General features: G+C 62.1%; 22 protein-coding genes. 7 read left to right on the top strand and 15 right to left on the bottom strand.

The window, feature by feature from the left end; genetic code table 11:
* The first annotated feature begins 14 nt into the window (after nucleotides 1–14).
* Complete coding sequence (locus B5E56_RS06415; protein ID WP_087389100.1) at nucleotides 15–842, top strand: putative RNA methyltransferase; 828 nt, start codon at nucleotides 15–17, stop codon at nucleotides 840–842.
* 3 nt (nucleotides 843–845) lie between these two features.
* Here the strand turns inward: B5E56_RS06415 and B5E56_RS06410 are convergent, their stop codons facing one another.
* Nucleotides 846–1,436 (bottom strand): rubrerythrin, encoded by a 591-nt coding sequence (locus B5E56_RS06410; protein WP_087389099.1) that lies wholly within the window; start codon nucleotides 1,434–1,436, stop codon nucleotides 846–848.
* A 144-nt stretch (nucleotides 1,437–1,580) separates the two neighbouring features.
* Here B5E56_RS06410 and B5E56_RS06405 point away from each other — a divergent pair, with 144 nt between their 5' ends.
* From B5E56_RS06405 to B5E56_RS06395, 3 genes are read left to right on the top strand one after another with little or no spacing between them, the layout of a single operon-like run.
* Nucleotides 1,581–2,318: an ABC transporter ATP-binding protein gene (locus tag B5E56_RS06405; protein ID WP_087188991.1), complete on the top strand. Its 738-nt coding sequence runs from the start codon at nucleotides 1,581–1,583 to the stop codon at nucleotides 2,316–2,318.
* 1 nt (nucleotide 2,319) lies between these two features.
* A complete protein-coding gene (locus B5E56_RS06400) occupies nucleotides 2,320–3,243 on the top strand; it encodes a SufB/SufD family protein (RefSeq protein WP_087389098.1) in 924 nt (307 codons plus the stop codon).
* Entirely contained in the window at nucleotides 3,227–3,646 is a 420-nt protein-coding gene (locus B5E56_RS06395; RefSeq protein WP_087329136.1) for a PaaI family thioesterase, read from the top strand. Before B5E56_RS06400 ends, B5E56_RS06395 begins: the two co-directional genes overlap by 17 nt.
* 45 nt (nucleotides 3,647–3,691) lie before the next feature.
* Here B5E56_RS06395 and B5E56_RS06390 read toward each other — a convergent pair whose 3' ends face one another.
* The 14 genes from B5E56_RS06390 to B5E56_RS06325 all read right to left on the bottom strand — a co-directional run bounded on the left by B5E56_RS06390 (nucleotide 3,692) and on the right by B5E56_RS06325 (nucleotide 19,137).
* Nucleotides 3,692–4,012, bottom strand: coding sequence for a hypothetical protein (locus B5E56_RS06390; RefSeq protein ID WP_087389097.1), 321 nt, complete (start codon nucleotides 4,010–4,012; stop codon nucleotides 3,692–3,694).
* A 51-nt stretch (nucleotides 4,013–4,063) separates the two neighbouring features.
* The gene (locus tag B5E56_RS06385; protein WP_158098684.1) at nucleotides 4,064–6,448 is read right to left on the bottom strand and encodes an S-layer homology domain-containing protein; all 2,385 of its coding nucleotides are present in this window, start codon (nucleotides 6,446–6,448) and stop codon (nucleotides 4,064–4,066) included.
* Between the two features lie 212 nt (nucleotides 6,449–6,660).
* On the bottom strand, nucleotides 6,661–7,440 hold the full coding sequence (locus B5E56_RS06380) for a sulfite exporter TauE/SafE family protein (RefSeq protein ID WP_087389095.1): 780 nt from the start codon (nucleotides 7,438–7,440) through the stop codon (nucleotides 6,661–6,663).
* 6 nt (nucleotides 7,441–7,446) lie between these two features.
* Nucleotides 7,447–8,610, bottom strand: a complete 1,164-nt coding sequence (locus tag B5E56_RS06375) for a 6-phosphofructokinase (RefSeq protein ID WP_242955513.1) — start codon at nucleotides 8,608–8,610, stop codon at nucleotides 7,447–7,449.
* Nucleotides 8,611–8,623: 13 nt separating this feature from the next.
* On the bottom strand, nucleotides 8,624–10,084 hold the full coding sequence (locus B5E56_RS06370; protein WP_087389094.1) for a lactate racemase domain-containing protein: 1,461 nt from the start codon (nucleotides 10,082–10,084) through the stop codon (nucleotides 8,624–8,626).
* 11 nt (nucleotides 10,085–10,095) lie between these two features.
* On the bottom strand, nucleotides 10,096–10,932 hold the full coding sequence (locus tag B5E56_RS06365) for a triose-phosphate isomerase (protein ID WP_087389093.1): 837 nt from the start codon (nucleotides 10,930–10,932) through the stop codon (nucleotides 10,096–10,098).
* Between the two features lie 59 nt (nucleotides 10,933–10,991).
* Nucleotides 10,992–12,140 (bottom strand): class II fructose-bisphosphate aldolase, encoded by a 1,149-nt coding sequence (locus B5E56_RS06360; protein WP_087389092.1) that lies wholly within the window; start codon nucleotides 12,138–12,140, stop codon nucleotides 10,992–10,994.
* A 13-nt stretch (nucleotides 12,141–12,153) separates the two neighbouring features.
* Nucleotides 12,154–13,296, bottom strand: coding sequence for an N-acetylglucosamine-6-phosphate deacetylase (nagA, locus tag B5E56_RS06355; RefSeq protein WP_087389091.1), 1,143 nt, complete (start codon nucleotides 13,294–13,296; stop codon nucleotides 12,154–12,156).
* 8 nt (nucleotides 13,297–13,304) lie between these two features.
* Nucleotides 13,305–14,120: a glucosamine-6-phosphate isomerase gene (locus B5E56_RS06350; RefSeq protein WP_206404960.1), complete on the bottom strand. Its 816-nt coding sequence runs from the start codon at nucleotides 14,118–14,120 to the stop codon at nucleotides 13,305–13,307.
* Between the two features lie 34 nt (nucleotides 14,121–14,154).
* Nucleotides 14,155–14,820: a response regulator transcription factor gene (locus tag B5E56_RS06345; protein ID WP_087268896.1), complete on the bottom strand. Its 666-nt coding sequence runs from the start codon at nucleotides 14,818–14,820 to the stop codon at nucleotides 14,155–14,157.
* On the bottom strand, nucleotides 14,789–16,336 hold the full coding sequence (locus B5E56_RS06340) for a sensor histidine kinase (RefSeq protein ID WP_087389089.1): 1,548 nt from the start codon (nucleotides 16,334–16,336) through the stop codon (nucleotides 14,789–14,791). The genes B5E56_RS06345 and B5E56_RS06340 overlap by 32 nt, the downstream gene beginning before the upstream one ends.
* Nucleotides 16,337–16,462: 126 nt before the next feature.
* Nucleotides 16,463–17,512: an ABC transporter substrate-binding protein gene (locus tag B5E56_RS06335; RefSeq protein ID WP_087269055.1), complete on the bottom strand. Its 1,050-nt coding sequence runs from the start codon at nucleotides 17,510–17,512 to the stop codon at nucleotides 16,463–16,465.
* A 72-nt stretch (nucleotides 17,513–17,584) separates the two neighbouring features.
* Complete coding sequence (locus B5E56_RS06330) at nucleotides 17,585–18,376, bottom strand: ABC transporter ATP-binding protein (RefSeq protein WP_087189381.1); 792 nt, start codon at nucleotides 18,374–18,376, stop codon at nucleotides 17,585–17,587.
* Nucleotides 18,352–19,137: an ABC transporter permease gene (locus B5E56_RS06325; RefSeq protein WP_087268890.1), complete on the bottom strand. Its 786-nt coding sequence runs from the start codon at nucleotides 19,135–19,137 to the stop codon at nucleotides 18,352–18,354. Before B5E56_RS06325 ends, B5E56_RS06330 begins: the two co-directional genes overlap by 25 nt.
* 335 nt (nucleotides 19,138–19,472) lie before the next feature.
* Between B5E56_RS06325 and B5E56_RS06320 the strand changes: the two genes are divergently transcribed.
* The 3 genes from B5E56_RS06320 (at nucleotide 19,473) to B5E56_RS06310 (ending at nucleotide 23,881) form a co-directional block, all read left to right on the top strand.
* Nucleotides 19,473–20,816 carry a sigma-54 interaction domain-containing protein gene (locus B5E56_RS06320; RefSeq protein ID WP_087389088.1) on the top strand — a complete coding sequence of 448 codons (1,344 nt, stop codon included), beginning with the start codon at nucleotides 19,473–19,475 and terminating at the stop codon, nucleotides 20,814–20,816.
* A gap of 274 nt (nucleotides 20,817–21,090) precedes the next feature.
* On the top strand, nucleotides 21,091–22,485 hold the full coding sequence (locus tag B5E56_RS06315) for a CitMHS family transporter (protein ID WP_087389087.1): 1,395 nt from the start codon (nucleotides 21,091–21,093) through the stop codon (nucleotides 22,483–22,485).
* A gap of 49 nt (nucleotides 22,486–22,534) precedes the next feature.
* The gene (locus tag B5E56_RS06310; RefSeq protein WP_087389086.1) at nucleotides 22,535–23,881 is read left to right on the top strand and encodes an acyclic terpene utilization AtuA family protein; all 1,347 of its coding nucleotides are present in this window, start codon (nucleotides 22,535–22,537) and stop codon (nucleotides 23,879–23,881) included.
* Nucleotides 23,882–23,891: the final 10 nt, after the last annotated feature.

The following is a 23,891-nucleotide window of genomic DNA, read 5'->3' as shown; positions in this document are numbered from 1 at the left end:
CACCTTGGAAGGAGATGGCCCCTTTGAGCCTGTTTCGCTGTCCCCACTGCGCCGCTCCCCTGAACCGGGAGGCGCGCTCCTATACCTGCCCCAACGGCCACTGCTTTGACATCGCCAAAGAGGGCTATGTCCACCTGCTCCCCGCCAACCGGAAGCACTCCAAGTCCCCCGGGGACGACAAGGGCATGGTCACCGCCCGCAATCAGTTCCTGTCCAGGGACTACTACGCCCCACTCCGGGACGCATTGTGCGCCCTGGCACTGGAGCATACCGGCCAGCAGGTATCGGTGCTGGACTCGGGCTGCGGGGAGGGCTACTACACCGCCGGCATCCACGCCGCCCTCACCGGGGCGGGCAGGCAGGTTGCCCTGGCGGGTATCGACCTGTCCAAGCCCTCGGTGCGTCTGGCCGCCAAGCGTGTGCCCCAGGGAGAATTTGCCGTGGCTTCCGCCTACCACCTGCCGGTGGGAGACGGGAGCGTAGACCTGCTCCTCAACTGCTTCTCCCCCCTGGCTCTGGAGGAGTTCCGGCGGGTGCTCCGCCCCGGCGGTCTGTTTCTCTATGTGGTTCCCGCCGCCAACCACCTGTGGGAGCTCAAGCAGGTGCTCTACGACAAGCCCTACCCCAACCAGGAGCAGGACGTCCCCTATGAGGGCTTCTCCTATGTCAGCGTGGTGCCGGTGGATACCACCATGGAGGTGGCGGGAGCGGATCTGCCCAACCTGTTCCAGATGACCCCCTACTACTGGAAGACCCCCAGAGAGGGAGCCGCCCGGCTGGCGGCGCTGGACGGGCTGAAGGTACAGGCCTCCTTCCGCATCCATGTGTTCCGCCGGGACTGAGGGTCACATCTGCTCCAGCACCCCCCGGATGACCCAGGCGTGGGCCTCCGCCTCGTCAGCCGACTCATGGAAGAGGGCCTCCAGGCAGGGGTCGGCGGTACCTGCGGCGGCTGCCCGGTAGCAGGCCGCCCCCCGCTGCTGGGCCTGAAACTGCTCCCGCAGGGCGGCCTGCACCGGAGCGTTGATGGGATTTGCGCCCCGGTCGGCAGGCCAGTAGCGCACCCCGGAGATGAGGAAATAGGCGGTGCTCAGCCGCTTGGCCCGCCGCCGCTTTTCGGCGGCCAGGTTGGAGAGCATCCTGCCCCCGGCCCCCGGCACCCGACGGGCCAGCGCCTGGCAGCACCGGTGGGCGGCCAGTTCCTGGTCTATGTACTGTTGCAGCTGAGGTCCGTGGACTGCCGAGGCGGGTCCAAGACAGGTGACCGTCTCCTCTTCCGCCGCCGGTGTGTCGTGTACCACCACCGCCGGCAGAGGCCGTTGGGCCGCCGCCTCCACCACCTCAAAGGGGCAGTCCCCCCGCTCGTTTGGCATGACCCGCTTCCACACCCGCTCGAAAACCTCCCGGTCGCAGCCGGGCAGCAACTCCTGTTCCATACGCATTGCCTCCCCATTCTGTGTAGATTCCCACCATCCTATGCCAGGATGGTAAGATTTGCCCCGCTCAGGGTTGTATTTTTCTGCCTTTCGTGATAAAATAATTGCTCATGGAATGAACCATTTACAAAGGAGAGACCGATTATGCTGGAGATCAGCCATCTCAGCTATCAGGTGGAGGGAGAGGAAGGCCAGGAGCTGGGCATCCTCAACGACGTCTCCCTCTCTGTCAAGGACCACCAGTTTGTGGTCATCACCGGCCCCAACGGCGGTGGCAAGACCACCCTTGCCAAGGCCATCATGGGCCTGGTCAAGCCCACCGGCGGCTCCATCCGCTGGAACGACACCGATATCACCGATCTGGACATCACCGGCCGGGCCCGTCTGGGCATCAGCTACGGCTTTCAGCAGCCCCCCCGCTTCAAGGGTCTGAAGGTGAAGGACCTGCTGGCCCTGGCCGCCGGCAGCGAGAAGCTGACCCGGGAGGAGGGCTGCCAGTACCTGACCAAAGTGGGCCTGTGCGCCGGGGACTATATCGACCGTGAGGTGGACGCCTCCCTGTCCGGCGGCGAGGTCAAGCGCATTGAGATCGCCACCATCCTGGCCCGCAAGACCGGGCTGATGATCTTTGACGAACCGGAGGCGGGCATCGACCTGTGGTCCTTTGCCAAGCTCACCGAGACCTTCAAGCTCATCCACCAGAAGCGGGAGGCCACCCTCATCGTCATCTCCCACCAGGAGCGCATCATCGACCTGGCCGACGAGATCGTCATGATCGCCGACGGCAAGGTGCAGAAGCAGGGCCCCAAGGATGAGATCTTCCCCCAGATCCTGGCCAACACCAGGACCTCTTGCAGTTATCTGTCGGAAGGAGCGAAGTAAGATGGATCAAGCGGAATGGAAGCTCCTCAAGGAGATCGCGGATCTGGAAAAGACCCCCCAGGGGGCCTACAACATCCGGCGCAACGGACAGCTGGATTCCCGGAACAACACCGCCAATATTGAGATCACCACCAAGGAGGAGCCGGGCAAGTCAGGCATCAACATCACCGTCAAGAGCGGCACCCAGCACGAGTCGGTCCACATCCCCGTCATCATCAGCCAGACCGGCCTGAGTGAAATGGTGTACAACGACTTCTTCATCGGCGACGACTGCGACGTGGACATCGTGGCTGGCTGCGGCATCCACAACACCGGCTGCGAGACCAGCCAGCACGACGGCATCCACACCTTCCACATCGGCAAGAATTCCAAGGTTCGCTATGTGGAGCGCCATTACGGCGACGGCGAGGGCACCGGCCAGCGGATCATGAACCCCCAGACCATCGTCTACCTGGACGAGGGAGCCTCCATCAACATGGAGTCCACCCAGATCCGGGGCGTGGACTCCACCAAGCGGGAGACCCGCATTGTGGTGGGCAAGGGCGCCGAGGCCATCATCACCGAGAAGCTGCTCACCCACGGTCAGCAGACCGCCGAGAGCGACATGGAAATCATTCTGGACGGCGAGGACGCCACCGGACGGGTCATCTCCCGGTCTGTGGCTCAGGACAACTCGGTTCAGGTGTTCTACCCCAAAATGACCGGCAACACCAAGTGCTTCGGCCATGTTCAGTGCGACTCCATCATCATGGGTGACGCCAAGATCTCCTCCATCCCCGCCATTGTGGCCAACCATGTGGACGCTCAGCTCATCCACGAGGCCGCTATCGGGCGCATCGCCGGAGACCAGATCCTGAAGCTGATGACCCTGGGTCTGACCGAGCAGGAAGCGGAGGAGAAGATTCTGGATGGCTTCCTTCAGTGATATTCAGCGGGTGGTCAACGGCGAGGGCCACTTCGCTCCCTACAACCATATTACCGTCACCCGCATCGAGGGTCGGGAGGCGGAGGGCACTCTGGAGGTCCGCCCCGAGAGCCTGAACCCCATGGGCATCGTCCACGGCGGCGCCCTGGTGGCCCTGGCGGACACGGTGGCGGGCTGCGCCGCCTTCACCTGCGGCAAGGTGTGCGTCACCCTGGACTGCTCCATGCAGTACCTGGCCCCCGGTACCGGCAGCCAGATCCACTGCCTGGCCACCCCCAAAAAGCTGGGCAAGACCATTCTGGTCTACGACGCCGTTCTGACCAACGACCAGGGCCAGACAGTGGCTACCGGCACCTACACCTTTTTCGCCAAGGAAACCCGGGTGGAGGACGCCCCCTTTTAACGCGCCAAGCGGTGGTGCTGCCTGTGGCAGCACCACCGCTTTTCTTTACCCATCCTTCAGCAGCTCCCCCAGCCGCAGCAGAGCGGCCAGCAGCACCAGCAGGGAGGCCCAGAAATTGACCTCCCCGCCTTCTTCCCCTCTACCCTTCACACCCAGGCAGAAAAAGTACCCCAGAGCCAGTACCACCAATACAGAGCTGATCTGCCGCAGCCCCGTCACATCGGGGGCTTTTCCGTTGCAGCACAGCCCCCGCCGCTGTTTGTCCAGGGCCAGCCAGGACAGACAGATGGACCCCAGCAGGATACTGAGAAAAAACAGGGATTTGTCCGCCGTTTTGATCTGTTCCTGCAATACCTGATCTTGCATAAAAAGCCCCCCTCCCACCAGTTTATCGGTGGGAGGGGGGCTTTGTGACGCTTACACGCCGGGATTCTGGGTAAAGTGGATGGTGTAGGACTGCTCCTCGCTCTCGTTGCCGGAGGCGTCCTTCAGGGCGCCGGCGGCCAGATCGAACTGGAAGGTGCCCTCCACATACTTGTTGCCGTTGTGGTTGGTAACGGTGATGTGGAGCTTGGTGGGATCGGCCTCGTCAATGACAAAGGTGCCAAACTCATGGCCGTCAATGGTGATGTGCTGGGTCTCCTCGCCGGCCTCCACTGCCTCGCTGAGGGTGACGGTGAGGCTGGTAAACTCCTGGCCCTCGTCAAAGTTAACGGTAGCGCCGTCCTCCATCACCTGATCGTCAATGGCGAAGCTCACCACGGTGGGCGCGGTGGTGTCCAGAGGCACAGACACGTCGGAGACGGTCATCTCCTCGTCCACAAAGTACATGGAACCGAACTGGTTGCCCGCCTTGTCCTTCACGGAGAAGTAGAAGGTCATGGGGCTGCCGTCGGCGGCCTGACGCAGCAGGGCGGTGGCCACGGGATTCAGCGTGATCTCCCACTTCTGCTCGCCCTGGGTGTCGGTGTACACGCTGGTGTAGCCCAGGCCGCTCTCCTCGTCCAGGAAGTCATAGCTCTTGGCCTCCACGGTGAACTCGGGGAAGCTGGCCTCCAGGCTGTGGTCGATCTCCAGATAGGCCAACTCGCCGTCGTCGGACACGGGCACAGTGAGGGTCAGGGTGTCGTCGTCGCCCAGCAGGGTGACGCTCTCCTTCTCCAGCACAGGGGCGGTGATGTCGGCCTCGGCCTCCTGCTCAAAGGCCACGGTCCAGACATAGTAGGGGGTGCGGCCCTCGTCGTCCTTCAGGGCTACGTGGCGGCGGGCAGTGAGATAACCGGCGCTGTTGCCCTCGGCGTCGTAGATGGCCTTGTTGTAGCGCATACCGTCGCCCAGCTTGGCGCTGTTAAAGTCAAAGGTCCAGACAAACTCGTTCTCGTTGTCCACATACAGGTTGGTGATCTGGACGTCGCCGGAGATGGCGTAGCCCGCGGCCTGGAGGGCCTCGTTGTTCACCGCGTCACCCTCGGGAGTGGAGGAGCTGCCGATCTTGGTCAGCACGTCCTCCTCCATGGTGTACAGGGTCTGGTCAAACTGAATGGTGACCTTGCCCTCCTCCTCGGACACCTGGGTCACGGCAGGGCCGGCCTGGACAGGAGGCACCTGGCCGCCGTCGCCGTCACCATCGCCGTCACCGTCAGAGCCGCCGGAACCGCCGCCGCTGCCACCGGAGCCTCCGGAACCGCCGGAGCCAGAGCCGCCGCCATTGCTGCCGCCGTTGTTATTGTCGCCGCCCACCTGGTTGCCTTCGCTGTCGGTGGGCTGGTCCACACCGTCGGTTACCTCCAGGCTGCCGGGCAGCTTGCCGTCCAGCACCACGCCGTTGGCGTTGACGGAGGCCTTGCCAATGGAACCCTGGTTATCCACCTGGGCAGCAGCGTTAAGGGCCAGCTCCTTCACGGAGGCCTCCTTCTCCACCGCCAGCTGAGCCTCGGCGTTGACGCTCATGTAATCGGTGGAAGTACTGCCGGAGAGGGTCAGCTCTACGGGAGCGTCCACCTTCACGGTGGCAGCGGCCAGGTCCTGGGCGGTGATCTTGGCCCCGGCGCTGCCGGGAGCCACCACCAGACCGGCGGCCTGGCCGGACACCTCTACCTGGGCGCCGCTGCGGGCGGCGGACTGACCGGCGTTGACCACCACAAAGCGGCCCTCGTCCTCCGCCTCCACCTGGGCGGAGCCGGTGATGTAATCGCTGACGGCCTTGTCCAGCAGCGCCATGGTGGACGCGCGGTCAATGTTGGCCATGGGAGCCAGGTGGGAACCGTCCTCCACACCGGACAGAATGCCCAGCTGAGCCAGGGGAGCCAGATACCCGGCGGCCCAGCCGGCGGCATCAGTGCCGTCCACAAACTGGCCCAGGTTGGGCTCCTTCTCCTCACGGATACCCATGGCACGGGCAAACATCACCATGGTCTCCTGCCGGGTGATGGTCTGGGTGGCGTTGCAGTTGGTGCCGTCGCCCTCCATGATGCCGGCGGCGGTGCACTTCAGAATGGCGTCGGCGTACCACTCATCGCCCTTCAGGTCGGCATAGCGGTTGGGCGCCTTCTCGCTCAGGCCCAGCAGCCGCACAAAAATGGTGGCCAGCTCGCCGCGGGTCAGGTTGGCGGCGGGCCGGAACAGGCCCTGGTCGTCTCCCTCCACCAGGCCGGCCTCCAGCCAGCGGTGAATGGAGTCGGCCGCCCAGCTCTGGCCCACGTCGGGCAGGCTGGTCTCTCTGGCGGCAGCCAGGGCGGGGGTGCCCATGGACAGCCCCATGGACAGGGACAGCAGCAGGGCCAGCGGTTTCTTTGCTTGCATGGGTAAATTCCTCCAAGTTGCAGTTATTGATAAAATATGGCGCATTTGCTACGCAAAAATTCCATACTGGTTTGGTATTATACCATGTCATACTCCAGTGTCAAGGAATCGGGGCAGGCCAAATGTTTCCACCCATACAGGCATAAAAAGAGGACCCATCCCGGCATCACTGCCGGAACAGGTCCTGAGGAAAAGAGGAGAAGAACGTGAAGTCACACAAAGCAGCGGATCAGGTTGTACACGCTGATGCCGGTGATGACCAGCAGCAGCCAGAAAAACAGCTTGTCCACGGCCTTGTTGTCCATACGGCGGCTGAAGCTGCGGCCCATGGTGCCGCCCACCACGCCGCCCACCACCATGGCGATGAGGACGGGCCACTCAAAGACGGGCACGTTCTGACCGATCACGGTATTGAGGAAGCTGGCTCCCTGAGAGAACAGGATGACGTACAGGGAGTTGAGAGCCGCCGTCTTGGAATCCATGGAAAAGAAGTAGTAGAGCACCGCCAGGTTGATGGGGCCGCCGCCGATGCCCAGGAAGGAGGACAGCACACCCAGGGCCAGGCCGATGATCACACAGGCCGCCCCGTTCTTCACATCCAGAGTGCGGATGCGGGGGCGGTTCATGGTGTAGACCAGCACGCCCAGGGTGAGGAGGATCATCAGCACCTGCTGGGCCACCGAGACGGCGGAGCCGCCGGCGTCCTTGACGATGTCGAAGAGCTGCTTGCCCACGATACCGCCCACGGCGGCGCCAATGGCCAGCAGGGTGCCCCGACGGGGCTCCACCTTGACCTCGCCGCCAATGCTGCGGAGCATGGAGGTGATAGTCATGGCCAGCACGGTGCAGCCGGACAGAAAGCTGATGGTAGCCACCGGCAGGCCGGACACAGCGTCCAGCACCGGCTTGATGATGACGCCGCCTCCTACCCCGCTGATGCCTCCGATGGTAGTTGCCAGGATACAGACCAGGAAGTTAAAGAGGATCTGCATGGCGGCTTACCGCAGGGAGATAAACCGGCTGTCGTAAGCGCCCAGCAGGGGCTCGCAATAGGCCTTGAACGCGGGCTTGATGCTGGCGCCGTCCTCGCCGATCCATTCCAGGGGGAACTTTTTCTCGGCGTTGGCCACCTTCTCCAGGGGGATGAGGATGGTCTTGGAGGAGTAGGGGTTCCGGGTGGTCTCAAAGCCCACCATGAAGCCGGTCTTGCCCTCCACGGCGGAGCGGACGGCGCAGGCGCCGGCCTCCTCGGCCTCCTTCTGGTCGATCTCGGACATGAGGGCCACGCTGACCCGGCCCAGCAGGCCGGGCTTCTCGGACCGGGACTTCAGGCCGGTCTCCTGCATGATCATGTCGCTGAGGGCCTGGGCGGCGCCGCCGGGCACCTTGTGGCCGAAGCCGTCCACCACGCCGGAGTCGGCCACGGGGGAGCCGTCGGCATAGTGAATGCCCTCGGAGATGGTCACCAGCAGGCCGCGGCCCTTGGCCCACTTCTCCTTGACGGCGGCCAGGAACTTCTCCTTGTCAAAGGCCACCTCGGGCAGGTACACCAGATGCTCACAGGGCATCAGGTCGGCGTACAGGGCGGAAGCGGCGGTGATCCAGCCGGCGTTGCGGCCCATCATCTCCATCACCACCACGTGGATGGGCAGAGCGGAGGCGTCCTGCGCCAGCTCCAGAGCGGAGACAGCGGCGTACTTGGCAGCGGAGCCAAAGCCGGGGCAGTGGTCGGTCACGTCCAGATCGTTGTCGATGGTCTTGGGGATGCCGATGACCCGCAGCTCGTAGCCGGTCTCCACGGACAGGTTGTAGATCTTGTTGCAGGTGTCCATGGAGTCGTTGCCGCCGTTGTAGAAGAAGTAACGGATGTTGAACTTCTTGAAGCACTCCAGCACGGCGGGATAGTCGGCGTCGGTGAGCTTGCGGCGGCAGGAGCCCAGAGCGGAAGCGGGGGTCTTGGCCAGCAGGGCCAGATCCTCGTCGGCAAACTTGCCCAGGTCGATCAGGTCCCCGGCCAGAATGCCCTCAGCGCCGAAACGGGCGCCGTAGATGGTCTCGATCTCGCCGTGGAGCTTGGCCTCCCGGACAGCCCCCAGCAGGGAGCTGTTAATCACCGGGGTGGGGCCGCCGCCGTGGGCGATAAGCATATTTCCTTTCAGCATGACAATGCCCTCCTTACACGTTGCTCAGATCGTCGTCCTTCATGCACAGATGGACGGCGCTCAGCTTGAAGGTCTGGGGCAGAGCCAGGATGTTGGGGTTGGGGCCCACAAACTTTTTCTTGGCGTCCTCCAGGGCCTCCTCAAAGGTGGCCCTGGTCTTGAGGCCCATGCCGCGGGCAATGCCGGGCTCCTGAGCGCCCACGATGTAGATGGCGGAGGTGTTCATCTCGGCAATGTGGCCGCAGCTCATCATGGAGAAGCCGTGGAAGGGATGGAAGGCATTGCAGAAGCGGTACTTGCGGATATACTCCTGATTGGTGGCGAAGTACTCGCCGTACCGGTCCATATCGGGCAGGATGTTCATATAGTCGTGCTGGAACATCTCATACAGCTCCCGCAGGTAGGGCCAGCGCTCGTCGTGGAAGTAGCCGTTGCAGATGGAGGAGCAGATGATGACGCAGTTGTCCTTCATGACCCGCTTGTGGCGGATGACCTGGGCGGAGAGAGCCTGCATCATCTGGATGGGGTTGGTGCCCATGCCGTTGCCGTAGTGGAAGTTCTGGGGCATACCGAACACCATCACGTCGTACTTCTTCTCGGCGAAGGGGACGTAAGTGCGCTTGTTGGCCAGCTTCCAGGACTCAGGCTGCATCACCTTGGCGTAGCCGGAGTAGATGGCGATCTGGCGGGAGTAGGTGTCCAGCACGGCGTCGCAGCAGAAGAAGGGGTGGCCCATCTTCTCCTCCATGTGCATACCGATCTCGTCGAACTTGGTGCGCATCAGGGAGTGGCCGGACACGGGGGTGAAGTCGTCCCGGTGCATGACCTTGGGCACATGATGGCTGGCGATGCTCCGCCAGTGGGTGATACCGGTGGCGCAGTGCTTGTAGCCGCCGGAGTAGCCGCCGTAGGGGTTGCCCTGGGTGTGGCCGATGAGAATGGGAATGTCGCACTCAAAGACATACTTGTTCATCAGCACGGGGTCGCCCCGCTTGGTGGTGCCCAGGTCCACCATGTGCTCGTAGTCCTCGGAGTCGTGGCTGGTGATCTGGTTGGTCCAGTAGAACTCGTTGAACAGCTCCTCGCCCAGGATCTGCTTCATCTCGGACACGGTGGCACGGGGATGCAGGCCGTTGGAGAACATGAACAGAATGTCCTTCTTCTCCACGCCGGCGGCGTACAGCTCGTCCAGGCAGGCCCGGATGGACACCTTCCGGTGGGAGGTGGGCTGGTTGCCGCCCTTCACGATGTCAGGGATAACAAAGACCACGGTCTTGCCGGGGCCGGCCAGCTCCTTCAGAGAAGGCATACCCATGGGGTTGCGGATGGACTCCAGGGTGGCGCTGTACAGGCTGTCCCAGTCCTGGGGCAGGCACGGAGGATCGGGCACGGTGGTGCCGGGGATAAACACATCGGTGTTGTCGGGCAGTTCAGCGCTCATCAGGCCGTGGCCGTATTCAAAATCAAGCTTCATGTGTGCTCTCCTTATTTCCCAAGATAGGTCTTGATGATCTCCAGATATTCGTCGGGGTAGAAGCCGATCTCGCCCTGGAACCGGGTCAGGGCAATGAGGCCGCCGTCGATCTCGTCGATGGAGGCCAGCATCTCGGCGTTGTCCACCTTCAGGCCGCCGCCGTACACCACGTCCAGGCCGCCGGTCACTTCCTTGACGAACTTGGCGATCTTGGTGATGTAGGGCTTGTCGGCGGGGGTCTTGCCGGGGCCGATGGACCAGATGGGCTCGTAGGCGATGACCACCTTGGAGGTGTCCACCCCGTCCAGGCCGATCTTCAGCTGGTCGCCCAGCACCTGCTGCCACTGCTCCTGCTCCTCGCTCTTCTCGCCGATGCAGTAGAGCACGGTGAGGCCCTGCTCGATGGCCAGCTTGATCTCCTGGTTGAGCAGGCGGTTGACGGCGGCGGTATCGGTGACGCCGGCCTCGGCCAGCACGCCCATCTTGTCGTTGCGCTCCTCGCAGTGGCCGATGATGGTAGAGGTGCACCCCATGGCCTTCACGATGGAAGCGGGACGGTTTGTGGTAAAGGCGCCGAAGTTGCCGCCCACGGCAGTATTCATGCGGTAGACGCTCTGGGAACCCACCTGCACGGGGCTGTTCTCGCACTGGGCTGCCACGGCCCCCAGGATGTGGGCCTCGGGGAAGTACTGGACGAACTCCACCTGGTTGGGATCGTAGTGCTTCAGACCCTCCTGGGTGTGCTCCACGATATACTTGCCCCAGTCAGCCACCGGGGCGATGCGGTTGACGCCGCCGAACTCCACGGGCACATCGAACCGCTTCAGATTCAGATACAGATGCTTCATGTAGTTGCTCCTTCTCTCCGGCGGGGCGGGAGACCGACCCCCGCCCGCCCTTGCCGTTCTTATTTCTTATAGAAGGCGATCATGTCCTCCAGGGACTTCTGCTCCACCAGAGGAGCCTTGCCGTAGGAACCGAAGTTGACGATCAGGGAGCCCACAGCCTCCTTCACGCCCGCCTCCACGCGGCTCATCAGCAGGGCCACGTCGTCGTCGGGCACATTGCCGGTGAGGACGGTGTCCATGATGGGGGGGAAGAACACGCGGGGATCGAAGGCGGACTTCTTCTCTTCCAGCAGGGCGTACACGCCGCCGATGGAGGGGCTCTTCTGCAGTTCGGGTTTCTGAGCGAAGAGTTCCTTCATGTTGCGGGTCACGGCCAGACGGATGTCGGTATCCACGTTGATCTTGCGGATGCCGCAGGGAATGGCCTCCATCAGCCGCTCAACCTGGATGCCGTAGGCGTTCTGGATATCGCCGCCCAGGTCGTTGATCTCCTTGACAATGTACTGGGGCACGGTGGAGGAACCGTGGGACACCAGGGCGCAGAAGATGCCCAGCCGGTTGATGCACTCCTTGATGGCGATGGGGATCTCCTTGCGGAGCTTGGCGTCCTTGCCCTTGTTGGCGCCGTGCTGGGTGCCGTAGGAGATGGCCAGGGCGTCCACGCCGGTCTTCTGGATGAACTCCACAGCGTCCAGGGGGTTGGTGTAGGTGGAGGTGGCGGCGAACACGTGGTCCTCCTGGCCGCCCAGCACACCCAGCTCGCCCTCAACGGACACGCCGCGGGCGTGGGCATACTTGACCACCTCGCGGGTCAGCTCGATGTTCTGCTCCAGGGGCAGAGAGGAGCCGTCGATCATGACGGAGGTGTAACCGCCCTCGATGGCAGCCACGCAGGAGTCAAAGTCCTTGCCGTGGTCCAGGTGGAGCACCACGGGGATGGGGGAGTTCTCGCCGTACTTCTTCACGGCGTTGGCGATGTTGCGGGCGCCCTTCTTCTTGTCCTCCAGGGTGCCGTTGGCAAAGTCCACCCGGCCGCCCATGAAGGCGTTGGCCAGGTCGGCGCCCTGCAGGATGGCGGGGGAGCGGAAGGTCTCGTGCATCTCGATGACGGCCTTGGCCTGGGCCACGGCGTTCACGTTAAAAGCGCCCTGGGCGTAGTTGTGCTGCTCAGCGGCTTCCATCAAAGGTCTCAGCGGTACCAAAGGCATAATAAGTTCCTCCTTAATTCTCTCCGGCGTATACGTTCACGCCGGCCACATAGGTTGCAGTTACATTCAGATCTTGGTCCAGAACCACCAGATCGGCGTCCTTGCCGGGGGCGATGGAGCCCTTCCGGTGGTCCATACCGATGAGGCGGGCAGGATTTGCAGTCAGCAGGGGGAGCACCTTTTCCACGCTCTCCCCGGTGAACTTCACCAGGTTCTTCAGGGCCTGACCGGTAGTCAGGGTAGAACCAGCCCGGACGCCGTTGGAGGCCAGCTTGGCGTCGCCATCCTCCACCACCACGTCGTTGACGCCCAGCTTATAGTGCCCGTCGGGCAGACCGGCGGCCTGGATGGAGTCGGTCACCGCCACCACCCTATCCCAGCCCTTGCAGGCCAGGAGCATCCGGACAGAGCCGGGATGCAGGTGGCGGCCGTCACAAATGGCCTCGCAGCACACGGGACGCTCCAGGACCGCACCCATAATGCCGGGACGGTGCTGGTGGAACAGCCCCATGGCGTTAAAGGTATGGGTACAGGCCTGTGCACCGGCGTCAATGGCGGCGCAGCTGGTCTCATAGTCAGCCCCAGAGTGGCCGATGGCCACGGTGGTGTGGCCGGCGATCTCAGCGATCATATCCACCACGCCCTCCACCTCGGGAGAGACGGTGATATACCGGACAGCGCCCTCGGCGGCCTGCTGATACTGCCGGAACAGGGCAGGATCACCCTTCCGCAGCAGATGCTCTGGCATAGCGCCTTTGTAAGCAGAGCAAAGGAAGGGGCCCTCCAGATGGATGCCCATAAGCTGAGCTCCGGTGATGGGAGCCGCCATGGCGGCTTTGGCCTGGTCGATACACCACAGGGTCTGCTCCGGGGTATCGGTGAGGATGGAACACAGCCAGCCGGTGGTGCCGTTCTTGGCGAAGAACTTACCGATCTTGGCCAGGTCCTGGGCGGTGGCGGCATTCACGTCCACGCCGTCGCCGCCGTGGGTGTGCAGGTCCAGGAAGCCGGGGACCAGCAGCTTGCCGCCCAGGTCCACCACCTCATCGGCCTTGCCGGAGAAACCGGCTACCCGGCCGTCCTGCACCAGCAGGTCGGTGTCCTGGAACTGGCCGTCTACATAGACCTTGCCGTTGGTAAAGAGGGTTCGTTTCATAGGGTACCTCAGAAGGGCTGGCCGGCGGCCAGGGAGTTGGTGAAGATGATGGCGTCGGGGTGGTTCTGCAGCAGGCTGGCGGGGAAGTGAGCGGTCACCTCGCCGTAAGCGGCCTGACGGACCACGGAGCGGTGCCACTCCCGGAACACGCCCAGACGGACCTTGCGGGCACCCAGGATCTGCTTGATGCCGATGGTGACGGCACGGTGGGGCATGGCATCGATGGCGCCGCAGCGGTCGCCGATGGCGTTGGCGGTACGGGTCTCGGGATTCAGGGACAGGGCCCGGGTGCCCTGAGCGGCAAACTCCTCGGCGGTCATGTCCTCACGGGACTCGTTGAAGGCCAGATGGCCGTTGATGCCGATGCCGCCGAAGGCAATGTCCACGCCGCCCAGCTCCTCGATCAGGCGGTCCACATAGCCGGGGTCGGCAGGGTTCGGGAACACCCGCTGCTCGGCAGGCATCAGCAGCTCCTCGTCGATCTTGGTGTACACAGTGCGCTCCATAAAGCCGCGGAAGGACAGGGGGCTCTCCTTGTCGATGTAGGTGTCGTCGTCATTGAGATACTCGTCCATGTTGATGAACCAGCAGTTCTTCAGGCTGATCCGGTCCCGGTTCACCAGGCGGACAAAGATGGGATACTGGCCCACAGGACCCACGGGGCAGATAAAGACGGTCTTTTCGCCCTTCTCGTTGTGAGCCTTGATGGTGTTGATCATCTCCATGGCGATCTCATAGAACACCTCGCCGGAGTCCCCCAGCTTAACGACGGGAATCTTGGCATTCTTGCCCAGGTCCTGGGCGGAAATGTGATAATAGTCCATGTGGATCTTCCTTTCTATGACGGTATGTCAATGCTTAAAACAGATGGGTTACGTTCAATTCCCGGATGGTATCCACGATCTCCTTGGTCCGGGTGCAGCCGAACTTCCGCAGCAGGCTCTTGATCTGAGTCTTGACGGTGACGACCTCCACGCACCGCTCCGCGGCGATCTCCTTGATCTTCTTGTCCTCCAGCAGCAGCCGAACCAGATCCCGCTCGGCGGCGGTGAGCTGGGAGACTGTGCTGATGAAAAAGAGCAGGGACCGCTCCGAGGTACGCAGGCGGGAATACTCCTTGAGCAGCAGGTTCTGGATCTTGCCGTCCAGCATGGCCTGGCCGGCATAGGCGCTGCGGATGTGCTGGAGCAGCTCGGCGTCCTCGCAGCCCTTGACGATGTAATCCACCGCCCCCGCGCCCATGGAGGTGAGGATCATGTTGTCGGTCTCGTGGGCGGTGAGGAAGAGGACCTTGGCCTCCGGCTTTTTCTCCAGGATGTGCTCGGTGGCCTGGATGCCGGCGGTAGTGGTCTCCATCTCAATATCCATAAGAACGAGATCGAAGTCGGTCTCCAGGGCCAGGGCCTCGATCTCCTTTCCGCTGGCGGCGCTGCCCACCACGGTCATATCTTCCTGTTGGTTGAGGACATCGCACAGATCCTCCCGGATCAGCTCAAAGTCCTCTGCGACCAAAATGCGTATCATGCTTTTTTCCTCCCTGCCTCGGCTGGACGGTACCATAGCGGGGCAGCAGAATGAAGAAGGAAGCTCCTCCCTCCGGCCGGTTCTCCACCCGCAGGGAACCCAGGTGGCTGCGCACGATGGTACGGACATGGTACAGACCCATGCCCCAGTTGAAATTGCTGTTCTTGCTGGAATAGAAGGGCTCAAAGATGTGTTTGAATTCTCCCGTCTTAATACCGGGACCGTGGTCCTTGACCTCCAGAACCGTATACAGCCGCTCCTGGTGGCTCACCAGCTCCACCGGCCTGGTCTCCTCATATCCGATGGTGGCCTCCCAGGCGTTGGTGAGCAGGTTGTACAGGGCCTCACTGAGGTAGTTCTCATCGGCCAGCACCTGGACCTCCCGGTCCATCAGCGCCCTGACCCGGCCATCGGGATATTTCTTGCGGAACCGGTCCAGGGTGATCTCCTCCAGGCGGCCTAAGGACACCGGCACCAGGCGTACTGATTTGGCCTTGACCGTGCGGTAGAGTTCCTCCGAGCGGCCGATGAGCAGCTCGTTGTTGTCGCACAGGCTGTCGGCGTAGCCCCGCACCTTGTCCAGGTCGGGCTCCTCCTTCTGCAGTTCAGCACGGATGCGCTTGTAGAGCACCCGGTTGGCCAGCAACTGGTTCTTGATGCTGTGGACAAAGACCGAGGCGCCGCTGCGGGCCACATCGAACTTACGCTCCAGCACCACCTCGTCCCGGTCGGACGCAAAGCTTGTCTGAGTGTAACGCAACATACTGCCCAGACCCAGGATACCGCACACCAGGTTAACCGCCACCAGGACCATATAACCGCCTATGCTGAGGGCGAATTGCAGATAGCCCACACCCTTGATCCAGGTATAGTCGTAGCTGTAGAACCGGTAGATCTGCCCCGGGTCCTGACCGCAGTATATCACATACAGAGTGGCCAGCGCCACCAGAGAGATGACGATGGGCAGAAACTTCCGCCGGGAAAAATGCATGGTGGTGGAGCAATATTCCACAACCAGCAGGCCTACCGCCAGCGCCACATAGCACATGACCCAGATATAAGAGAACTGGACCAGGATATCCTTGAACACCGGGAACCTGATCACCAGGCTCCGGTACACACTGGGGTAATAGAGCACCAGGGAAACGGCAGGCAGCACCAGCACCAGTTTCCGGACCAGCGGCGCCTTCCGCAGGGCGGAAAGCATGGAATACTGGAAGGCCATCTCCAGCAGGAACAGCGGGAACAGATAGCGGCCCAGGGCCACAATGTAGCCCAGCTGTCCCAGGGTAATAAAGCGGTACTGCACCCAGATGCGAATCTTCTGGTTGAAAAACAGGAAGTTCATGACCTCCTGGGACAGGCCGCCCTTCTTGGCGATAAAGACCATCAGCCCCACGAAATAGACCGTAAGGCTCAGGCACAGTCCTACCAGCAGCAGGGACTCCAGATTCTTTTTGACGCACAGCACCAGAATGGAGCCGATGAGCAGCCCCACGGCCAACAACAGAAGCATAGCTTGTCCTCCTCCAGTTGTGGTTTCCGGTGCTATTGTATCCGCTCACTCCGGCTTTGTAAAGAATCTGTTTACGCGGGAAAGGGGCGGCGGCGGTATTCCGCCGCCGCCCCTCCTGGGGTCATATTAGTAGTTGCCGGCCTCGGTCATCAGATCGAAGTCCACGTAATCCTCGACGGGGCACACATCCTCTTCGGTGATGGAGCCGCCGTCCAGCAGGTTCTTCTGCTGCAGCTCGTAGTAGCCCTTGACGGTGCCGTCGGCCACGCCGTCCACCACTTCCTTGCCGGTGAGCCAGTCGGCGTCGCCGCGCTGATTGTACATGGTGTCATAGTCCAGAGCGGCCTGAGTGGCACACCACTGAGCAACCTCTTCGTAGTTGCCGTCAGCAGCGTAATCCATAGCCTTCATCAGAGCGCGGACAAAGCGAACGGTCACGTCGCGGTTCTCTTCCAGGTACTTGGGGGTGGCGATCCAGCTGGCCAGGGACACGGTGGTGTCGGAGAAGGTCATGTTGTCAGCCAGCTTGGTGGTGCCCTCCATGCCCTCCAGGATGGTCAGGCTGTTGGGGGACCAGGTGGCGCAGGCGTCCACGCCGCCGGACATCATAGCAGTCACGATGGAGGGAGCGTCCATGTCCATGGCCTGGATGTCATCCATGGTCATGTTGTGAGCAGCCAGAGCGTTGCGCAGGATATCCTCGCTGGAGGTGCCGGAGGAGTAGGCCACGACCTTACCCTTCAGGTCCTCAACAGTGCTGATGCCAGGGCCGCCGATGAGGGCATCGCCGTTGGAGATGTGGGACAGAGCGATGATGGTGGCGTTGCCCTGGACGCACAGCTTATGAGCGCCCTGGCCGATGTAGCCGAAGTTCACGGAGCCGTTCTCCATGGCGGCGATGATGGTGGGGCCGTCCTCGAACTGGGTCATGGTGACGTTCAGGCCCTCTTCCTCAAAGAAGCCCTTCTCCTTGGCGGTCATCAGGCTCCACAGGCCGCCGTAGTTGGGCATATAGCCCACATTGATATCAACAGTCTCAACAGTGGGGGTCTCGGAGTTTCCGGCGGGAGTGCCGGTGTTGCCGGAGGGGGTGCTGGTGGTTTCGCCGCCGCCGCAGGCAGCCAGAGCGCCGCCCAGCATGGCCACGGCCAGGAGCATGGCAAGAAACTTCTTCACGTTCATTTCCTCCTATTTAATAGTTTGGGGTTCTTTTCCTCTATTGCAACGGCCAGTGCCGTTCCAACCTGATTACTTGCGGACCTCCAGATACTCCTGGTACACCTGGCTCCAGATCTCGTTCTTCAGCTCCAGGAAGCGAGGAGTCATCTTGGTCTCCTGAGTACGGGGATAGGGGATGTCGATGTCGATGATGGACTTGATGCGGCCGGGACGGGCGGACATGATGATGACCTTCTGGGCCAGGATGATGGCCTCCTCTACATCGTGGGTGATGAAGAAGCAGGTCTTGCGGTCCTTCTCCCAGGTCTCCAGCAGCTCGGTCTGCAGCTGGGTACGGGTCTGGGCGTCCAGGGCGCCGAAGGGCTCGTCCATCAGCAGCACCTCGGGGTCAGCGGCGTAGGCGCGGGCGATGGCCACGCGCTGCTTCATGCCGCCGGACAGCTCCTTGGGATAGTGGTCGGCAAACTTGGTCAGATCCACCTTCTCCAGGTACTTCATGGCCAGATCCTCGGCCTCTTTGCCCTTGATGCCCTTCATCTCCAGAGCGAACATGACGTTCTTCTTCACGGTGAGCCAGGGGAACAGGGCGTACTGCTGGAAGACCACGCCGCGCTCGGTGCCGGTGCCGGTGACCTTCTTGCCTTTGCAGTAGACAGCGCCGGAAGTGGCCTCGTGGAGGCCGGCGATGATGTTGAGCAGGGTAGACTTACCGCAGCCGGAGGGGCCTACCACGCAGATAAATTCGTTCTCATAGATGTCCAGGTCCACCCCGTTCAGGGCTACCATCTCGCCGTTGCGGGTATTGTATACCTTGCGGACGTTATCGATCTTGACGATCAGATTTCTCTCTTCTCCTGCCATCCCGTCAGCTTCCTTTCCAAGAATTTGATAATTTTTTCAAGAGTAATACCGATGATGCCGATGATGATGACGTAGGCCAGCATGGGGGCCGCGTCAAAGCTGTTGTTCAGAGACCGGATACGCATACCCAGGCCGGCCATAGCGCCGGTGGATTCGGCTGCGATCAGGGTGGTCAGAGCGACGGAAGCACCCAGCCGGACAGCGGTGAGGATGAAGGGCAGGGTGGCGGGGGTAATGACCCGAACGAAGATGTCCTTGTCGGTGGCGCCCAGAACCCGGGCGGCCTTGATGAGGGTCTCATCCACGTTGATCACGCCCTGATAGATGGTCACACACATGATGAGGAAGCAGGCGATGGTGATCACGATCACCTGAGGCAGCCGGCCCACGCCGGCACAGATCACGATCAGAGGCACATAGGCCAGAGGGGGGATGTTACGGATAAACTGGATCCAGGGCTCCAGGATGTTGCGCACCGGCACATACCAGGCCATCAGGATGGCCACGGGCAGGGCGATGACAAAGCCAATGGCGTAACCCATTGCCACGGAGATCAAGCTGCTGCTCAGGTCCTGCCAGAACACGCCGCGCTCCACCATGGTCATGAGACCCTGAATGGTCACCACCACGTTGGGGAAAGCGCGGGACGTCTGGGGAATGATGGACATGATGTACCAAACCAGCATGGCCACCGCAAAAGAGATGAGCAGCCAGACCTTTGATGGAATCCGGCTGGCAAGGGACTTTTTCTTCTGTTCCATTCTCTTCGCTCCTTCTTACGATTGATCCGACGTACGCAAGGTTGGCACAAGCAGCCCCGCGGTTAGGATAACTCTAGTATAAAATCTTTTTCGAAAAAGAAAAGTATGAAATTTCATCATCCCTCCCCTTATTTTCCCGCACCATACAGGGCGCGTCCAGTCTGCTCCTCCCCCTGGAAATCCGGGCCAGCTTCTGCCGCGCCGACGATCCCAATAGCGCTGACAGCAAGCGCCTGACCAGCCAGACGGCGCCATGGAGCGCACCGCAGCCCCTACTTCCCCCCGATTGACAAACCGGGTATAATTTACAGTAACAAAACCTGGGAGGTACAGCTATGGAACTCAACGCCGCCGCCCGAGCCGCCTTCGACGCCATGCGGGAGGGCATCACCATCATCGATACCAAGGGCTGCATCGTCTTCGGCAACAAGGCTTACCAGGAATTTCTGAAAAAAGACGCGGGCGGGGACGTAGGTCCCATTGAAGGCCGCCGTCTGCGGGATCTGCGCCCGGGCGCCCGGCTGCCCGATGTGCTGGAGGCGGGCAAGCCCATCCTCCACATCACCCGTCAGGAGATCAAGGACTTCTACTTCGTCAACCTCTACCCCATCTATGAGGGGAACACCCTGGTGGGGGGGCTCAGCGTAGTCACCTTTCTGGAGGACGCCTACCAGACCAGAGAGGAGCTGGAGGCGGTGGAGGCCCGCAGCCGCCAGGTGCTCCACAGCATCAGCAAGGCCAACGGCGCCCGGTACACCTTTGACGACATCGTGGCGGTGACCCCGGCGGTAGCCCGGGTGAAAGATCTGGCCCAGCGGATCGCCGTCACTGACGCCACCGTGCTGCTGGAGAGCGAGAGCGGTACCGGCAAGGAGCTGTACGCCCAAGCCATCCACAACGCCAGTCCCCGGCATGACGGAGTGTTTGTGGCCATCAACTGCTCCAACTTCAACGCCAATATGCTGGAATCGGAGCTCTTCGGCTACGCCGAGGGGGCTTTTACCGGCGCCAAGCGGGGGGGCAAGATGGGCCTCTTCGAGGCGGCCTCCGGCGGCACCCTCTTTCTGGACGAGATCTCCGAGATGGACGTGGGGCTCCAGGCCAAGCTGCTGCGGGTCCTTCAGGAGCACACCATCCGCCCCGTGGGCGGCCTGAAAGAGGTGGCGGTGGACGTGCGGGTCATCGCCGCCTGCAACGCCGACCTGCCCGCCTATGTGGCCGCCGGCAAGTTCCGCAAGGACCTGTACTACCGGCTGAGCACCTTCCCCCTCCATATTCCCCCTCTGCGGGAGCGGCCGGGGGACATCCCCGCCCTGGCCCAGGCCATTCTGGAGGATTTCTCCCACAAGCTGCGCCGCCCCTTCCGGCTTACCGAGGACGCGGTAGCCTGCCTCCAGGCCCACAGCTGGCCGGGCAACGTGCGGGAGCTGCGCAATGTGCTGGAGTTCTCCGCCTACCTCACCCCCTCCGGGGTGATCAATCAGGAGGCCCTTCCCAGCGACCTGGTCCACCAGCAGGAGGACGTGGGTCTCACCCTGGCCCAGCGGACCCGCGCCTTTGAAAAGCGGGTCATTCTCAACCTGCTGGAGAAAAACGGCTTCTCCCTGGAGGGGAAAAAGCGGACCGCCGCCCAGCTGGGCATCTCCCTGGCCAGCCTCTACAATAAGCTCGGCAAGTAGAATTCTAAAATACTGGAATGTTGTTCCAGAATATTAGAATGCGTTGAGCGGTCTCCTCTGAGCGTCCCTTCTCTCTCCGCCATCCCCTCCTGATTTCCAGAATATTAGAATTCCCATCTCCCTTCCTCTGGCGCAGCAAAGCAAGAAAGGCACTGTGCCGCAAGGGCTTTCCCCTTTTTTTCGCCTTTATTCCGCATTTGGCACATGTCTTGCTTTATCCAGAGGCAACGGCGGTCGGAGAGAGGGCCGTCGAAATCAAGAGGAGGTATCGTTCATGTCACCTTTAGCAATCCTGGGATTCCTGACGGTTGTGATCATGCTGGTGCTCATCATGACCAAGAAGGCATCCCCCCTGGTGGCCCTGATTGTGGTTCCTGTGGTCACCGGCATCATCGCCTGTTTCTTTATGGCCGTGGTTCCCGAGGGTGCCCCGGAGGGCACACAGGGCGTCGTTGACTTTGTGGCCAACTTCAAGTCCCTGGGCGGTATGATCACCGGCTCCAAGGGCATCGGCTCGGTGGCCGCCACCGGCGTTATGTTCATCTTCTCCATCCTGTTCTTCGGCATTCTCACCGATGCCGGCACCTTCCGTCCCATCATCAAGGGCATCCTGAACCTGGTGGGCACCGATCCCATCAAGATCGGCATCGGCACCGCTGTGCTGGCCGCCATCGTGCACCTGGACGGCTCCGGCGCCGTCACCTTCCTGATCTGCGTGCCCGCCCTGCTCCCCCTGTATGACGCGCTGGGTATGCGCCGCACCACCCTGGCCACCATCGTGGCCCTGTCCGCCGGCACCATGAACATCCTGCCCTGGGGCGGCCCCACCATCCGCGCCCACACCGCTCTGGCCACCATGGAGGGCACCGAGGCCACCGTCACCGAGTTCTTTATGCCTGTCCTGCCCGCTGTGCTGGCCGGTATGGTGTGTGTGCTGCTCATCGCCGCCTTCCTGGGCAGCCGCGAAAAGAAGCGCATCGGCGCCGTGGCTCTCCAGGCTGTGGGTCATACCGAGCAGGAGCTCACCGACGAGCAGAAGGCCCTGCTGCGGCCCCACCTGTTCTGGGTGAACATCGTCCTCATCATCGCTGCCATCATCTCCCTGCTGTTCTCCGGCTTTGCTCCCGCTGTGGTGTTCATGGTGTTCTACGTGCTGGCCACCGTCATCAACTACCCCCGCGTGAAGGACTCCAAGGCCCGTGTGGACGCCCACGCCAAGGAAGCCCTCATGATGTGCTCCGTGCTCTTTGCCGCCGGCTGCTTTACCGGCATCATGCAGGGCACCGGCATGATCTCCGAGATGTCCACCGCCCTGGTGGCCATCATCCCCGACTCCATGGGGCAGTTCTTCCCCCTCATCATCGGCATCATCGCCATGCCCGCTTCCCTGCTCTTTGACCCCGACTCCTTCTACTATGGCGTGCTGCCCGTACTGGCCACCACCGCTCAGGGCTTCGGCATTGTGGGCGCCGATGTGGGCCGCGCTGCCATTCTGGGCCAGATGACCGTGGGCTTCCCCATCTCTCCCCTCACCGCCTCCACCTTCCTGCTGGTGGGTCTGTCCGGCGTAGATCTGGGCGAGCATCAGAAGAAGACCATTCCCCTGGCCTGGCTGGTCTCCCTGGTGATGGTGGCTGTGGCCTTCATCACTGGCGCCATCGCCATCTAATCCATTCCCTTCACCTATCCACCTTTTTGGTCAGAAAGGAAGTCATTGTATGAAAAGCATCCGCATCGGCAGCGGCGCCGGCTATGCCGGCGACCGCCTGGAGCCCTCCCTGGAACTCATCGAGAAGGGCAATCTGGACTACATCAGCTACGAGTGCCTGGCCGAGCGCACCATCGCCATCGGCCAGCAGGCCAAACTGAAGGACCCCACCAAGGGCTACAACGGCCTGCTGGAGCACCGCATGGAGAAGGCCCTTCCCCTGTGCTGGCAGCACAAGGTGAAGCTCATCACCAACATGGGTTCCGCCAACCCCCAGGCCGCTGCTCAGAAGTGCGTGGAAATCGCCCGCAAGCACGGTCTGACCGGCATGAAGATCGCCTGCGTCACCGGCGACGACCTGCTGCCCGTCATCGACAAGTACATGGATACCGAGGTATGGGAGAACCACAAGCCCCTGAAGGAGCTGGGCGGCGAGATCGTGTCCGCCAACGCCTACATGGGCGTGGAAGGTATCCTGAAGGCCCTGGATATGGGCGCCGACGTGGTCATCACTGGCCGTGTGGCCGACCCCGCCATCTTCATGGCCCCCATGATCCACGAGTTCGGCTGGTCCCTGGAGGACTGGGACAAGCTGGGCAAGGGCACCATCATGGGCCACCTGCTGGAGTGCGGCGGCCAGGTCACCGGCGGCTACTTCGCCGAGCCCGGCAAGAAGGACGTGCCCGGCGTCGGCCACCTGGGCTTCCCCATCATTGAGGTGTCCGAGGACGGCTCCTTCTTCGTCACCAAGGTGCCTGAGGCCGGCGGCAAGGTCACCGTGGAGACCTGCTCCGAGCAGATCTGCTACGAGATCCATGATCCTGAGAACTACCTGACTCCCGACGTGGTGGCCGACTGCAAGCAGATCAAGTTTACCGAGATCGGCAAGGATATGGTGAAGGTGGAGGGCATCACCGGCAAGCCCCGCACCGAGACCTTCAAGTGCTCCATCGGCTACAAGGACTGCTTCATCGGCGACGGCGAGATCAGCTATGGCGGTCCCGGCTGCGTGGCCCGGGGCAAGCTGGCCCTGGAGATCCTGAAGGAGCGGCTGGAGCTGGTGGCCCCCAACGTGTTTGAGGAGCTGAAGTTCGACCTCATCGGCTGCAACAGCCTGTACTGGAACCCCGACTACCAGTACAACCAGGAGCCCAGCGAGGTGCGGGTGCGGGTGGCCGGCCGCGCCAAGACCAAGGCTGAGGCTGACATCATTGGCAATGAGGTGGAGGCCCTGTACACCAACGGCCCCGCCGGCGGCTGCGGCGCTGTGAAGCGCACCCGGGACATCGTGTCCGTGGCCTCCATTCTGGTGAGCCGCTACGACGTCAAGCCCGAGGCCGAGATCTTCACCGTCTGATACTGGGACA

The sequence above is a fragment of the Flavonifractor sp. An112 genome (assembly GCF_002161085.1).
Classification (GTDB): Bacteria; Bacillota; Clostridia; order Oscillospirales; family Oscillospiraceae; genus Flavonifractor; species Flavonifractor avicola.
Note: the sequence above shows the minus strand (reverse complement) of the source record. Positions and strands in the feature narration are given on the sequence as shown.